General features: G+C 62.5%; 13 protein-coding genes. 10 read left to right on the top strand and 3 right to left on the bottom strand.

Features of this window, described 5'->3' with window-relative positions; translation table 11 throughout:
- The first annotated feature begins 7 nt into the window (after positions 1-7).
- The 10 genes from AC1DLT_RS15060 (at position 8) to AC1DLT_RS15015 (ending at position 11,182) form a co-directional block, all read left to right on the top strand.
- Entirely contained in the window at positions 8-439 is a 432-nt protein-coding gene (locus AC1DLT_RS15060) for an acyl-CoA thioesterase (protein ID WP_477487271.1), read from the top strand.
- A complete protein-coding gene (locus tag AC1DLT_RS15055; protein WP_046637978.1) occupies positions 417-812 on the top strand; it encodes a RidA family protein in 396 nt (131 codons plus the stop codon). The genes AC1DLT_RS15060 and AC1DLT_RS15055 overlap by 23 nt, the downstream gene beginning before the upstream one ends.
- An 8-nt stretch (positions 813-820) precedes the next feature.
- Positions 821-2,782, top strand: a complete 1,962-nt coding sequence (locus AC1DLT_RS15050) for a 3-hydroxyacyl-CoA dehydrogenase NAD-binding domain-containing protein (RefSeq protein WP_477487270.1) — start codon at positions 821-823, stop codon at positions 2,780-2,782.
- A 321-nt stretch (positions 2,783-3,103) separates the two neighbouring features.
- On the top strand, positions 3,104-4,711 hold the full coding sequence (locus tag AC1DLT_RS15045) for an ABC transporter substrate-binding protein (protein WP_477487269.1): 1,608 nt from the start codon (positions 3,104-3,106) through the stop codon (positions 4,709-4,711).
- A complete protein-coding gene (argE, locus tag AC1DLT_RS15040; RefSeq protein WP_477487268.1) occupies positions 4,711-5,865 on the top strand; it encodes an acetylornithine deacetylase in 1,155 nt (384 codons plus the stop codon). The genes AC1DLT_RS15045 and argE overlap by 1 nt, the downstream gene beginning before the upstream one ends.
- Positions 5,866-5,875: 10 nt before the next feature.
- Positions 5,876-6,847 carry an ABC transporter permease gene (locus tag AC1DLT_RS15035; RefSeq protein ID WP_247038838.1) on the top strand — a complete coding sequence of 324 codons (972 nt, stop codon included), beginning with the start codon at positions 5,876-5,878 and terminating at the stop codon, positions 6,845-6,847.
- Positions 6,844-7,788 (top strand): ABC transporter permease, encoded by a 945-nt coding sequence (locus tag AC1DLT_RS15030; protein ID WP_477487267.1) that lies wholly within the window; start codon positions 6,844-6,846, stop codon positions 7,786-7,788. The genes AC1DLT_RS15035 and AC1DLT_RS15030 overlap by 4 nt, the downstream gene beginning before the upstream one ends.
- Complete coding sequence (locus AC1DLT_RS15025; protein ID WP_477487266.1) at positions 7,785-8,774, top strand: ABC transporter ATP-binding protein; 990 nt, start codon at positions 7,785-7,787, stop codon at positions 8,772-8,774. The genes AC1DLT_RS15030 and AC1DLT_RS15025 overlap by 4 nt, the downstream gene beginning before the upstream one ends.
- Positions 8,771-9,775, top strand: a complete 1,005-nt coding sequence (locus AC1DLT_RS15020) for an ABC transporter ATP-binding protein (protein WP_477487265.1) — start codon at positions 8,771-8,773, stop codon at positions 9,773-9,775. Before AC1DLT_RS15025 ends, AC1DLT_RS15020 begins: the two co-directional genes overlap by 4 nt.
- Before the next feature lie 18 nt (positions 9,776-9,793).
- Positions 9,794-11,182, top strand: coding sequence for a M20 family metallopeptidase (locus AC1DLT_RS15015; RefSeq protein WP_477487264.1), 1,389 nt, complete (start codon positions 9,794-9,796; stop codon positions 11,180-11,182).
- 16 nt (positions 11,183-11,198) lie between these two features.
- Here the strand turns inward: AC1DLT_RS15015 and AC1DLT_RS15010 are convergent, their stop codons facing one another.
- The 3 genes from AC1DLT_RS15010 to AC1DLT_RS15000 all read right to left on the bottom strand — a co-directional run bounded on the left by AC1DLT_RS15010 (position 11,199) and on the right by AC1DLT_RS15000 (position 13,834).
- Complete coding sequence (locus tag AC1DLT_RS15010) at positions 11,199-11,915, bottom strand: anti-sigma factor (protein ID WP_477487263.1); 717 nt, start codon at positions 11,913-11,915, stop codon at positions 11,199-11,201.
- Positions 11,912-12,454 carry a sigma-70 family RNA polymerase sigma factor gene (locus tag AC1DLT_RS15005; RefSeq protein WP_477487262.1) on the bottom strand — a complete coding sequence of 181 codons (543 nt, stop codon included), beginning with the start codon at positions 12,452-12,454 and terminating at the stop codon, positions 11,912-11,914. Before AC1DLT_RS15005 ends, AC1DLT_RS15010 begins: the two co-directional genes overlap by 4 nt.
- A gap of 156 nt (positions 12,455-12,610) precedes the next feature.
- Positions 12,611-13,834: an MFS transporter gene (locus AC1DLT_RS15000; protein ID WP_477487261.1), complete on the bottom strand. Its 1,224-nt coding sequence runs from the start codon at positions 13,832-13,834 to the stop codon at positions 12,611-12,613.
- Positions 13,835-13,936: the final 102 nt, after the last annotated feature.

The following is a 13,936-nucleotide window of genomic DNA, read 5'->3' as shown; positions in this document are numbered from 1 at the left end:
GGCGACCATGGCTTACGCGACATCCCGCCGATTGAATTTTGGAGATTGCGACCCTTCCGGCATCGCCTATTTCCCCTCCTACCTGAACATCATGGTCGGCGTTTGCGAGGAATTTTTCGGCGCGATCGGCTCACCCTGGCCGGACATGATCAGTCGCCGCAAGATCGGCGTGCCGACCGTGACGCTGGACGTCGCGTTCAAGAGCCCGGGCTACCACGGCGATATGATGGATTTCACCATCAAGGTTATGCGGATTGGCAACAGTTCCGCCGATCTCGAATACGAGGTGCGGGCCGGCGACCGCCTGCTCTGGACCGCCCGGCAGCGGCTGGTCGCCACCTCGAACGAAACCCACAAGGCCCTACCCTGGCCCGACGATATGCGCTCAGCGCTGACACAGCATTTGGAGAAGAATAATGCACACCATCCTGCAGCCTGAAGGCTGGGCAAAACCGATCGGTTACGCCAACGGCGTCGCCGCCACCGGCCGCCAGGTCTTCGTCGGCGGGCAGATCGGCTGGAACGGCCAATGCCAGTTCGAAACCGACGATTTCGTCGGCCAGGTCAAGCAGACGCTGCAGAACGTTGTCGCCGTGCTGGCAGAGGCCGGCGCCGGGCCCGAGCATATCACCACCATGACCTGGTATTTCACCGACAAGGCTGAATATCTCGGCAACCTCAAGGGCATCGGCCAGGTCTATCGCGAGATCATCGGCAAGCATTTCCCGGCCATGGCCGCCATGCAGGTCGTGGCGCTGGTGGAAGACCGCGCCAAGATCGAAATCCAGGCGACCGCCGTCATTCCGGCCTGAGGCAGATCATGAATGAGACGATCGAATTTTCCGCCACGGTTTCCGCCACGATCCGGAACGGGGTTCTGGTCGTCACCATCGACAACCCGCCGGTCAATGCAACCTCCATTAATGTCCGCAACGGGCTGGAAAAGGCTCTCGCCCATAGCGAAACGACGGGCGAGATCACCGGTGTCGTCATCACAGGCGCCGGGAAGACATTCATCGGCGGTGCCGACATCAAGGAATTCGGCAAGCCCGCCATGGAACCGACCTTGCCTGATGTCATCGACAAGATCGAAGGCCTGTCGAAACCGGTCGTCGCAGCGCTCAATGGCGCAGCGCTCGGCGGCGGTCTCGAAGTAGCGCTTGCCTGCCACTATCGCATCGCCTCGCCAGCTGCACAGGTCGGCCTGCCGGAAGTCAAACTCGGCATCGTGCCGGGCGCCGGCGGAACGCAACGCCTGCCGCGCCTGATCGGCATTCCGGCAGCGCTCGACCTGATCACCTCGGGACGTTCGGTGAAGGCCGAGGAAGCCCTGAAGCTCGGGATCATCGACGAGGTAGCCGCGGGCGATCTCGTCGAGGCAGCAACATCCGCGGCCTTGGCCCTGGCTGAGAAACCACTCCGCCGCACGGGCGAGCTGAACATCGCCGCTATCGATCCGGCCGAAATCGAAAAAGCCTCGGTCAAAATTATCGCCAAGGCGCGCGGCCAGAAGGCGGCGGTGGAGGCCGTTCGGCTGGTCACCGCGTCCAATCGCCCGCTTGCCGAAGGTCTGGCGGACGAACGCGCCACCTTCCTCGCACTGCGCGACAGCCGCGAGGCGGCAGCGCTACGCCATGTCTTCTTTGCCGAGCGGGAATCTTCCAAGGTCGAAGGTCTGGAAGGTGTCAAGCCTCGCCCGGTCGAGACCATCGGCATCTGCGGTCTGGGCCTCATGGGCAGTGGCATCGCAGTCGCAGCCCTTGGCGCCGGTTATTCGGTGATCGGCCTCGATCAAACGTCGGAAGCCGCCGAAAAGGGCCGCCAACGCATCATCGGCCTGCTGGAGCGCAATGTCGCCGCAGGCCGCCTCGACGAGGCCGGGTTCGAGGCCCAGAAGGCGCGGCTTTCCGTGACCGCGGAAGATGTCGATCTCGTCCCTTGCGATCTCGTCGTCGAAGCCGTGTTCGACGATTTCGCGGTCAAGACCGATCTCTTCCGGCGTCTCGACAAGGTCATCCGCGCGGATGCCGTGCTGGCGACCAATACCAGCTACCTGAACCCGGACGAGATCGCCGCCGCGAGCGCCCATCCGGAACGGGTGCTCGGGCTGCATTTCTTCTCGCCTGCCCATGTGATGCGCCTCCTGGAAGTCGTGCGCTGCGCCAAGACCGCGCCGGATGTGCTGGCGACAGGGCTGGCGGTCGCCAAGAAACTGCGCAAGCTGCCGGTCGTCACCGGCGTCACCGAAGGCTTCATCGGCAACCGCATCTTTTCCGCCTATCGCCGTGAAGCCGAATTCCTGCTGGAAGACGGTGCCCTGCCGCACGAGGTCGATGCTGCGCTGGAAGACTACGGTTTTCCCATGGGCTTGTTCGCCGTCTACGACATGGCCGGCCTCGAAATCGCCTGGGCCCGCCGGAAGCGGCAGGCGGCTACCCGCGATCCCTCTATGCGTTATGTCGAGATAGCCGATACGCTCTGCGAGGCGGGACGCCTGGGCCAGAAAACCGGCCGCGGCTGGTACGATTATCCGGACGGCAAGCGGACCGTCGACCCGGAAGTGACCGCTATCATAGAAGCCGCGCGAGCCAAAAAGGGCATCACGCCACGCACATTTTCGAAGAACGATATTCTCGAAAGATTGCTCGGCGCAATGTCATTGGAAGGTGAGGCTCTGCTGGCGGAAGGGATCGCCGCGAGGAGCAGCGATATCGACCTGGTGATGATCAACGGCTACGGCTTTCCGGCCCATAAGGGCGGCCCAATGTTTGCCAGGACTTAAGGCTTACGAAGGCGCCTTTAAAAACATAAACCCCTGATATGCTTGTAATATTCCGATGCCTTCAAGGTCTTTGAGACCCTTTTGCGTGCTCGGAATCCGTTCGCCCGAAAGAGTTACGCTCATTTGATCAAACATGCTTGCATGTTTCCTTAAATCGCCTATTGTTTGCCCAAGCCTCGCAAGTAGGCATCTCAAAACAACGACAGGGAACGCTGCATGCTCACACTTCCAGAGCTCACTCCGTCGAGATATTTTAATCATAAAATATCTACCGCATCGTTGTCCCGTATTCCGACTGTCTCGTGGCGCGCTTAGGAGATCATGATGCCTTTCCCGTTTTCTGCATTCAAACGTAAGATGCTGCTGGGTACCATCGCTGCAGCCGCGATCGCCGCTCCGCTTGGAAGCGTGGCCGAGGCGGCGGATTTCAAGTTCGCCGGCCCACTCGATGCCTATACGCTTGATCCCCATGCGGTTTCGAACACGCTGATTTTCGCCGTTCTTGCCAATGTCTACGAACCGCTTGTGCGCCGTAACGCGGAGCAGAAGATCGAGGCGGCACTTGCGACCGACTGGAAGCAGATCGACGGCACGACCTGGGAATTCAACCTTCGCAAGGATGTGAAATTTTCGAACGGCAATGCCTTCAATGCCGATGACGTAATCTTCTCGCTGACCCGCGGCCAGGCCGGTGGCATCAAGGCAAACCTGAATTCGATCGCCTCGATCGAGAAGGTCGACGACTACAAGATCCGCATCAAGACCCGCGCCATCAACCCGATCCTGCCGAACCAGATCACCAACTGGTACATCATGGACAAGGAATGGGCCGAAGCGAACAACACCGTGCAGCCGGGTGCGGCCAATAACGCCACCGAGACCTTTGCCAACCGCAATGCCATGGGCACCGGTCCCTACGTCATCAAGGAGCGGGATCCGGGCGTGAAGACGGTCTTTGCGCCGAACCCTGGCTGGTGGGACAAGAAGACCGGCAATGTCGACAACGCGACGTTCTTCGTGATCCCCAACCCGTCGACCCGCGTATCCGCCCTCATCTCCGGCGAAGTCGACATGATCGACGGCGTGCCGCCGCAGGATGCCGAGCGCATCGAGAACGATCCGAAGCTGCATATGCAGGCGGGTCCGGACCTCCGGACCATCTACATCCAGCCCGACGTCGCCCGCGACAGCCTGATCTTCGGCAGCGAAAAGACCAAGAACCCCTTCAAGGAGCTCAAGGTCCGCCAGGCCATGGAGCTGGCGATCGATACCGGCGCGATCCAGAAGCGCATCATGCGCAATTTCTCCGTACCGGTCGGCCTGCCGATCGGCAAGGAAGTCAACGGTTTCGATGCAGCTCTCGGCGCGCCGGTGAAGCCCGATGTCGACAAGGCCAAGGCGCTGATGAAGGAAGCCGGCTATGAAAACGGCTTCTCCGTCACATTGGATTGCACCAGCGACCGTTTCATGAACGACGAGGCGACCTGCCTTGCGGTCGCCGCTTCGCTCGCCCGCATCAATATCAAGGTCGATCCACGCGCCCAGCCGACCGCCAAGTGGGCGACCCAGGTCAACCCGCCGGAATATAATACCAGCATGGCAATGCTCGGTTATTCGCCGGCCACCTATGACGCCCACATCTTCCTGACCTCGATCGCCGCCACCCGCGACGCCAAGAGCGGCCTCGGCGCCTTCAACATCGGCGGTTATTCCAATCCGGAAGTCGACAAGCTGATCGACCTGATCGGCAAGGAGACCGACCAGGCCAAGCGCACCGGCTATATCACCCAGGCCTTCAAGCTCATGAAGGCCGACGTCGCCTTCATTCCGCTCCACCAGCTGAATATCCTCTGGGGCGTGAAGGACAATGTCACCGTCGTCCAGCCGGCCGACCTTGCCTACCCGCTGCGTTATTTCACGGTGAAGTAATGACCATTGCAACCGATATAACGAGGCAGCTTGCCGGCCTCGTGTCCTATCCCACGGTCAGTGCCGTATCGAACCTCGACCTGCTCGAATATGTCGAAGACCAGACCGCTCCCTTCGGCGCGCGCGTCCGGCGGTTTGCCAATCCCGAGGGCGACAAGGCAAACGTGCTGATCACGATCGGCCCGGAAGCGCCCGGCGGCATCATCTTCAGCGGCCATACGGATGTGGTGCCGACCGAAGGCCAGGCCTGGACCGGCGATCCGTGGACGCTCAGAGAAGCGAACGGCCGCCTGATCGGTCGCGGTGCCACCGACATGAAGGGCTTCCTCGCCTGCTGCCTGGCAGCCATGCCGGGCATTGCCGCCAAGAACCTCAAGAAGCCCGTCCACCTCGCCTTTTCCTATGACGAGGAGGTCGGCTGCACGGGCGTCGGTTCGATGGCCGAATGGGTGGGCCAGAGTGACCTGAAGCCGCGGCTCGCCGTCATTGGCGAAGCGACCAGCATGGACATGATCGCGGCCCACAAGGGCGGCCTGATCGGCTGGTGCCGCATCAAGGGCAAGCCCGGCCATTCCTCTCAGCCGGACCGCTACGTCAACGCCGTCATGGTCGCCGGCGACATGATCGCCGAAATCAACCGCATCCGCGAAGACATGCGCAACGGCCCGCAGTTCGAAGGATTGGATCCGCCCTATTCGACAACCCAGGTCACCGTCATCAGGGGCGGCCTGCACGGCAATATCGTCTCCGAAAACTGCGAATTCTTCTGGGAAATGCGCCTCATTCCGGGTCAGAATACTTATGAAGTGCTGGACCACATGAAGCGTTTTGCCGCCGAAAAGCTCGAACCGGCCATGAAGGCGATCGATCCGTCCTGCGGCATCGTCTTCGACGTCCAGGCCAGCATCCCGGGCCTCAAACCCAATAACGACCCGACGCTCGATGCGGAACTGTTGGCGCTTCTCGGCCGCACCGAACCCCGCTATGTTTCCTATGGCACGGAAGCGGGCATTTTCCAGATCGCCGGCGTCCCTTCGGTCGTCATCGGTCCGGGGGATATCGCCGATGCCCATCAGCCGGACGAATCGGTCGCGATCTCCGAGCTCGAGAAATGCGCCGCCTTCCTCGACCGGCTCGGGGACAGCTGCCGCTAAGGAATTTGTCGTGCTGAATTATGCCGCGTCACGGATCGTGCAGACGGTCATCGTCCTGCTGGTGATCAGCTTCATCGCCTTCCTGCTGGTCGCCAATATCGGCGACCCGCTGGCGGCCCTCCTCTCCGCCGACGCGACCGTCAACGAGCGGCTGGAACTGATCGCCAAGCTCGGCCTCGACCAGCCGCTATGGACGCGCTTCCTGCATTTCATCGGCAACATGCTGCGGGGCGATTTCGGCTTTTCCTATCGCACCCAGGACCCGGTCGCCAACCTGATCGCGGAACGCCTTCCCGCGACCGTCGAGCTCGCCTTCGTCAGCCTGCTGATCACGATCGTGGTCGGAGTGCCGGCTGGCATCTATTGCGGCGTCAATCCGAATTCGCTGTTCGGCCGCTTCATCATGCTGATCTCCACGGCCGGCATCACGCTGCCGAACTTCGTCGTGGGCATCCTGCTGATCGCCGTGTTTTCGGTACAGCTCGGCCTGCTCCCCTCGTTCGGGCGCGGCACGGTCGTCGATCTCGGCTTCTGGAAGACCGGGCTCCTCACCGTCTCCGGTTGGCGGGCGATCCTCCTGCCGGCAGCGACGCTTTCCACCTTCCAGGTCGCCTTCATCATCCGCATGCTGCGCACCCAGTTGATGGAGGTCGGCCAGAGCGAACATATCCGCTTTGCCCGCGCCCGCGGCCTGTCGGAAGCGCGCATCTGGTATGTCTATGCGATCAAGAACACGCTGCTGCCGGTCATCACCATGCTCGGCCTGCAGCTCGGCAACATCATCGCCTTTTCGGTGGTCACCGAAAACGTCTTCGCCTGGCCGGGCCTCGGCTCGCTGTTCCTGCAATCGATCCAGGGTGCCGATATTCCGGTCATCGCCATCTACCTGATTTTCGTCGGCCTGGTCTTCATGGTCATCAATCTGGTCGTCGAGCTGCTTTATCCGCTGATCGACGCCCGTGTGTTGAGGAGGCAATCATGACGCCTGTCGTCAACACCCCGGTAGCCGGCCCCGCTCGCCGCAGCAGAGGCGCCAAGCTTCTGCGCGCCATGCGCAGAGCACCCGGCCCCACTTTCTGTGCCGTCATGATCTTAGCCCTGCTGGTCTATGCCTTCGTCGTGCCGCTGTTCTCCCTGAACCCGTTCGAATTCTCCGGCATGTCGGTGCTGGACAGCTTCATTCCGCCGGCATGGATGGCGGAAGGGTCGGTTGATTTCCCGCTAGGCACCGACGACCAGGGCCGCAACCTGATCACCGCCATGGCCTATGGCATGCGCACCTCGATCATCGTCGGCTTCCTGTCGGTCACCATCGGCCTCGTCCTCGGCGGCAGCCTCGGCCTGATCGCCGGTTTCGTCGGCGGCAGGGTCGACGCCTTCATCATGCGCGTCGCGGACGTGCAGCTCGCCTACCCCGCCCTGCTGCTGGCGATGATCATCGATGGCGCCGCCCGCGCCGTGCTCGGCGCGGAACGCAGCGTGACGACCGCCATCACCATCGTAGTGCTCTCGATCGGCATCGCCTTCTGGGTCCAGTATGCCCGCACCATTCGCTCTTCCGTGATGATCGAGCGCGACCAGGACTATGTCTCGGCCGCCCGCATCACCGGCCGCAGCAATCTCGCGATCATCGTCCTGCATATCCTGCCGAACGTCATGGCCCCGGTCCTGGTCATCGCCACCATCAATCTCGGCATCGCCATCATCACCGAGGCGACCTTGAGCTTCCTCGGCATCGGCATTCCGGTCACCTCGCCGTCGCTCGGCACGTTGATCCGCAACGGCAACAATTTCCTGCAGTCGGGCGAATGGTGGATCTCGGTCTGGCCCTGCCTGATCCTCGTCCTCTTCGTCGTTTCGGTGAACATCCTCGGCGACCATCTGCGCGACGTCTACAATCCGCGCCTGCGGGGCCGCTCATGATCAACGCAGCCACTCCCCTCCTCGACGTCCGCGACCTCACCGTCACCATCAATCGCGATGGGCGGCTGGTCACCGCGCTCGACAAGGTCTCCTTTTTCGTCAATCCTGGCGAGGTGCTCGGCATCGTCGGCGAGTCCGGTGCTGGCAAGTCGATCACCGGCGCTGCGATCATCGACCTTCTCGTGCCGCCGCTGAAACGCACCGGCGGCACCATCACCCTTGCCGGCGAACGGCTCGACCAGCTTTCCCCAAAGGCGATGCGCGGCGTGCGCGGCGGCCGGATCGGTTTCGTTTTCCAGGACCCGATGACCAGCCTCAATCCGGTCATCACCATCGGCCAGCAGCTCTGCGACACCATTCAGGCGCATCTGAAACTCAGCGGCAGCCAGACGAAGAAACGAGCGTTGGGCTGGCTCGACCGGGTCGGCCTGCCCAATCCTGACGTCCAGTTCAAGCGTTTCCCCCACCAGCTTTCCGGCGGCATGCGGCAGCGCGTGGTGATCGCGCTCGCGCTCTGTGCCGACCCGGTGCTGGTCATTGCCGACGAGCCGACCACGGCCCTCGATGTCTCCGTCCAGGCGCATATCCTCGAACTGCTGCGCGACCTGCATCGCGAAAGCAATGTCAGCATGATGCTGATCACCCACGACCTTGGCGTCATCGCCAAGATGGCCGATCGCGTCGCGGTGCTTTATGCCGGCCGCGTCGCCGAGATCAGCCCGGTCGGCGAGCTCTTCAATGCGCCGAAACATCCCTATACCCGCGGGCTGATCCGGGCGACGCCGATGCCGTCGGCCACCGGCGAGATGCGGCTCGACCAGATCCCAGGTGCCATGCCGGGGCTCGGTGCGGTTCCGCCCGGCTGCGCCTTCAATCCGCGTTGTTTCAGGGCGGAAGGCGATTGTCGCGTGACCATACCGCCGCTTTATCACGGGGAAAGCTCTGCCTTTTCCTGTTTCCACCCGCTGGAAAGGGTGACCGCATGAGCGCTTCCGACTTCCTCATCCTCAATCACGTCAGCAAGGTCTACCGCCGCAACCAGAGCCTTATCGAACGGCTGAAGAAGAGCGGGAGCGGCGGCACCAAGGCCGTCAGCGACGTCAGCCTCACCGTCCGCCATGGCGAAACCATGGGCCTGGTTGGCGAAAGCGGCTGCGGCAAGTCCACGCTGGCACGCCTCGTCTCCGGCCTGATGGCGCCCACATCCGGCGAGATCAGCTTTCCGCCCAATGCATCCGGCAACAAGCCGCGGCTGCAGATGATCTTCCAGGATCCCTATTCCTCGCTCAACGGCCGCTGGACGATCGAGGACATCATCGCCGAGCCGATCCGGGTGCATAGGCTGCGCACGGGCCGCACCGCGATCCGCGCCCGCGTCGACGAATTGCTGGTCCAGGTCGGCCTTTCCGCAGCGGACGCCGAAAAATACCCGCAGGAGTTTTCAGGAGGCCAGCGGCAGCGCATCTGCATCGCCCGGGCGCTTGCCGGTGAGCCGGAATTCCTGATCCTCGACGAGCCGACGTCGGCGCTCGACGTATCGGTGCAGGCGCAGATCCTCAATCTGCTCCGCGACCTGCAGAAGAACCTGCACCTCACCAGCCTGTTCATCACCCACAATCTCTCGGTCGTGCGCATCATGGCCGACCGGATCGGGGTCATGTATCTCGGCGAGTTGGTGGAGGAGGCGACGTCGGAAGAACTGTTCCGCAAGCCGCGCCATCCCTATACCCGCCTGCTGATCGACGCAGCACCAGACATGGATACCAGCGACCGTTCGCTGCATCCGATCGCGGGCGAGCTTCCGAACCCGGCCTTCCCGCCGTCCGGCTGTCGTTTCCATACCCGCTGTCCCTTCGCGCAGGACATCTGTCGCAATACCTTGCCACCGCAGAAGGTGACCGAGACGCATGGCATGTTCCGCTGCCATTTCGACCTCGACCTCTCGAACGCGACTGTCTTTCCCGCCGCGAAGGCCAGGACGGCCTGAGTTTCCAAGGATGCCCCGATGACCGCTTCCTCCCGCCAAGCAACGATCGACAAGGCCGTCGGTTATCTCGATGACGGCTCATTTGAGGCCACGCTGCGCAAACGCGTGGCGATCCCGTCTGCCAGCCGCGTCGCGGCCAACAGGCCGGACCTCTGGCGCTACGTCACCGAGGACATGCAGCCGTTTTTCGAACGGCTTGGCTTCACGACAAAGATCTACGAAAACGATAGAGCTCCCGGCCCGTTCCTGCTCGCCGAACGCATCGAAGACCCGCGCTTCACGACCGTCCTGCAATACGGCCACGGCGATGTCGTCGCCGGTCTCGACGGCCAGTGGGAGGCAGGCCTCTCGCCCTTCGAGATGACCGAGAAGAACGGCGCCTGGTATGGCCGCGGCACGGCCGACAACAAGGGCCAGCACGCGGTGAACCTCGCCGCCGTCGAAGCACTGCTCGCGACAAAGGGTTCGCTCGGCTTCAACCTCAAATACCTGATCGAGATGGGCGAGGAATCCGGTTCGCTGGGGCTGGAGGAAATGTGCGCGGCGCATCGGGACGAGCTGAAGGCGGACGTCTTCATCGCCTCGGACGGTCCACGCCTCGCCCTCGAACGGCCAACGATCTTCCTCGGCGCCCGCGGCGGCATGTCCTTCCATCTGGAGATCAATGCGCGCGAAAGTTTTCAGCATTCCGGCAACTGGGGCGGCATCCTCTCCAATCCCGGCATCGAACTCTGCCACGCGATCACCGCACTGGTCGGCCGCACCGGCCAGATCAAGGTGCCCGAAATGACGCCGGGTTCGATTCCGGAAAATGTCCGCACTGCGCTGAAGGATTGCCACATCACGCCCACTGCCGGCGACCCGCCGATCGAGCCCTGGTGGGGCGAGCCCGGCCTGACGCCGGAGGAGAAGGTGTTTGCCTGGAGTTCCTTCGAGGTGATGGAAATGGAATGCGGCAACCTCGCCCAGCCGCTCTACGCCATCCCGCCAAAAGCTCGCGCCCGCATGCAGCTCCGCTTCCCGGTCGGCGTCGATCCGGATGCGGTGGTCCCCGCCGTCCGCAAAGTGCTGATCGATGCGGGTTATGACCGGGTGGTGGTCAAGGACCCGACCGACGCGATCTTCCTCGCCAGCCGCCTCGATCCCGATCATCCCTGGGTCAGCCGCGTCGTCGCCTCGATCGAGAAGACGCTCGGGAGCCCGCCGGCGATCCTGCCCAATCTCGGCGGCTCGCTGCCGAACAACATCTTTTCCGATCTGCTCGGCCTACCGACGATCTGGATTCCCCATTCCTATCCCGGCTGCCTGCAGCATGCGCCGAACGAGCACCTGCCGATCTCGATCGTCCGGGAGGGCCTCGCGATGATGGCCGGGCTCTATTGGGATATCGGCGAGACTGCGGCCTGACCTTCAGCTTTCGCCGTCATGGTCGGTGGGCGGCACCGCTTGCCACGACCGGGCCGGTGGGCAGGCCGGTCCGCGAACCACCGAACGGTTCGAGGCTGACGGCAAGTGTCGCGCCTTCGGCCATGTTGCCGCGCAGATCTGCGGGAATGACGAGCTCGCCGGCCCGATCCGGCTGGAACACGCCGAGGGAACGCGGATCGCCGCTTCCGGGCACCAGCCAGAGCTCCAGCGATTTCTCTTCGCGTCCACCGGCCGCGACCGGCACGATCCGCAATCGGCCGGTTCCGGCATCATAGGACGCGAGCAAGTTGATCTGGTCATTGGTCGAGGACAATTCCGCCACCAGCGGAGCAGCTCCCTGCGGCCTTGGAATCACACCCGACGCATAAAACACGGCAGCGACAGCAACCGCCGACGTGCCGAGCGCGAACCATCGCCAGAACAGCGCGGAATTCCACAGATCCCACGAGGGGGCGGCAACCCGGGCAGGACCGAAGAGACGGGTTTCTATCCGGCCAAAAACCACCGGGCGCGGCGCCACGTCCTGGTAGTCGTCGTTGAAGGAGGCAAGATCCGCCTGCCACCGTTCGACGATCCGAGCAAACGCGCGATCATTGGCGATCCGCTGTTCAACGGCGCGGCGAGCCTCGAGTGAGAGAACGCCGAGCACATATTCGCCGGCCAGGATCTCGTCCTGCGGCCGCCTGCCCTGACTTTGTTCGCCCGACGTCATCGCTGCATGCACTCTCTCAACTTGAGAAGGCTCCGGCGCAGCCACGTGCGCACCGTATTCAACGGTACCTTCAATTCTTCCGCCAGTTCAAGATAACTCAAACCTTCCACATAGGCACGTCGAACTGCACGTGCATGCGCGGAATCCAGCTCCTGCATGCACCTGTCGATGCGACGGCCTTCATCCGCATTGGCCACCTGCTGTTCGGGATCGAGCGTGCCGTCATCGGCAAGGTCGTAAGCGGCATCAAGGTCTTCGGCGACAGGTTTCCTGGCCCGCAGGATGTCGATCGCGTGATTGCGCGCGATCGCCGCCAACCAGGCGAGGGGCGAACCGGTATCCACGGCAAAAGTCCTGGAGCGCTGCCAGACCCTGACATAGATTTCCTGGAGCGCTTCTTCCGCGTCGGCCCTGTCTTTCAAGATACGCAGACAGATCGAAAATAGTTTCGGGCTCGTCGCATTATACAACGAGGCGAACGCTTTGCGATCACCCATCGCCACGCGATTGATCAGGGCCGCGATCTCATTGCTTTGCATTCGGAAAAAACCTCGCCGTCCCCATCTATAGAGAACGCAGATCTCAAAAAACAAGGCGCCTTCGTCGCAAAACCCGCGGCAGGGTCTTCCATCTCCTCGCAGCCGATATCCCGCCCTGGCTTTGCCTCGTCGGGATCACTGCTGCCCGCTGAGGCATCAGGCGGCGTCGAGGGCCGGCACCGCCTGTCGACCCTTTGGAAAAGGCTTGAAGGTCAGGGCGATCAGGAAGGCGCCGATCCCGATACCCCAGGAGCCGACATAGAGCCACGTGTAGCTGGCGAGCGTATCGTAGATCAGTCCTCCGGCCAGGGGGCCGGTCGCCATGCCCAGGCCGCCGGCCATTGCTGTCCCGCCGATCACCGTGCCCATCATCCGCATCGGGAAGTTCTCGCGGGCGATCACCGCATAGAGCGGCATCACACCGGCATAGATGAAGCCGAACAAGGCGGCGACTGTATAGAATGACCCGAGACCTTGTGCGAAAACATAGGCCAGCGCGCCGAACGCCTGGGCCAGCAGACCGAGAACGAGCACCTGCTTGGCACCGAACCGGTCTCCGAGAATGCCGAACACGACGCGGCCACCCATGCCTGCCAGGCCTTCGACACTGTAGATCGACACGGCTGCTATCATCGGAATTCCGCAGGTCACCGCATAGCTCACGGTGTGGAAGATCGGTCCAGAATGGGTGGCACAGCAGAAGAAATTGGTAAGCAGCAGGATGATGAACTGGGGCGATCTCAACACCTGCCGCGTCGACATGGAGGACTGAGGATCTTCCCCCGGCGATGCGGCAATATTGCCGCTCTCCAAAGCCGGCGCACGCCGGACGAGCAGAGAGACAGGGATCATCACGACCGCCACGAGTATCGCGATGATCTGCATGGATGTTCTCCAGTCGTAGATCGACACCAGCCAAGCCGCGAAAGGCGACATCGTCATCGGCGCCATGCCCATGCCGGCCGAAACCAGCGAGACCGCGAGGCTTCTATGCGTATCGAACCAGCCTGTGACGCAGGCCATCATCGGCGCGAAGATTGCCGCGATCGCCGTGCCAACGGCAAGTCCGAAGATGAGCTGGAATGCCGGCAGCGATGTCGTCAGGCTTGCCGATGCAAGACTGACGCTGAGCAGAATCGAGCCGGCGAGAATGATGGGGCGAGGTCCCCACCGATCGAACAGGCTGCCCCATGCGATGCTGGCGAATGCCATCGCGACAAACCCGATGGTCATGGCGCTCGACACGCCGGTGACCGACCATCCGGTCTCGCGCGAGATGGGCATGAGGAAAACGGGCAGGGAAAACATCGATCCGATGGCGAGGCAGCCGAGAAGGCCGCCAGCCGCCACGATGATCCACCGATATTGAATATTGGTCATTTTTATCTCCATTTTGCAGTGTCCGGCAGCCGGTCGCGCGGCGATGAAGTTGCCTGCGTGCAGCCGTGAAATGCCGGCATGTCAGAACGTTAACTGCCTGAG

The sequence above is a fragment of the Neorhizobium sp. 05N33 genome (assembly GCF_056397445.1).
This window is presented reverse-complemented; position numbering and strand designations above follow the sequence as displayed.

Excerpts from the sequence above, each read along its gene's own strand:
- AC1DLT_RS15000 (WP_477487261.1), bottom strand. The coding sequence starts at position 13,834 with ATGACCAATATTCAATATCGGTGGATCATCGTGGCGGCTGGCGGCCTT.
- AC1DLT_RS15015 (WP_477487264.1), top strand. The coding sequence starts at position 9,794 with ATGACCGCTTCCTCCCGCCAAGCAACGATCGACAAGGCCGTCGGTTAT.
- AC1DLT_RS15005 (WP_477487262.1), bottom strand. The coding sequence starts at position 12,454 with ATGCAAAGCAATGAGATCGCGGCCCTGATCAATCGCGTGGCGATGGGT.
- AC1DLT_RS15045 (WP_477487269.1), top strand. The coding sequence starts at position 3,104 with ATGATGCCTTTCCCGTTTTCTGCATTCAAACGTAAGATGCTGCTGGGT.
- AC1DLT_RS15055 (WP_046637978.1), top strand. The coding sequence starts at position 417 with ATGCACACCATCCTGCAGCCTGAAGGCTGGGCAAAACCGATCGGTTAC.
- AC1DLT_RS15060 (WP_477487271.1), top strand. The coding sequence starts at position 8 with ATGGCTTACGCGACATCCCGCCGATTGAATTTTGGAGATTGCGACCCT.
- AC1DLT_RS15050 (WP_477487270.1), top strand. The coding sequence starts at position 821 with ATGAATGAGACGATCGAATTTTCCGCCACGGTTTCCGCCACGATCCGG.
- AC1DLT_RS15020 (WP_477487265.1), top strand. The coding sequence starts at position 8,771 with ATGAGCGCTTCCGACTTCCTCATCCTCAATCACGTCAGCAAGGTCTAC.
- AC1DLT_RS15030 (WP_477487267.1), top strand. The coding sequence starts at position 6,844 with ATGACGCCTGTCGTCAACACCCCGGTAGCCGGCCCCGCTCGCCGCAGC.
- AC1DLT_RS15025 (WP_477487266.1), top strand. The coding sequence starts at position 7,785 with ATGATCAACGCAGCCACTCCCCTCCTCGACGTCCGCGACCTCACCGTC.
- AC1DLT_RS15010 (WP_477487263.1), bottom strand. The coding sequence starts at position 11,915 with ATGACGTCGGGCGAACAAAGTCAGGGCAGGCGGCCGCAGGACGAGATC.
- argE (WP_477487268.1), top strand. The coding sequence starts at position 4,711 with ATGACCATTGCAACCGATATAACGAGGCAGCTTGCCGGCCTCGTGTCC.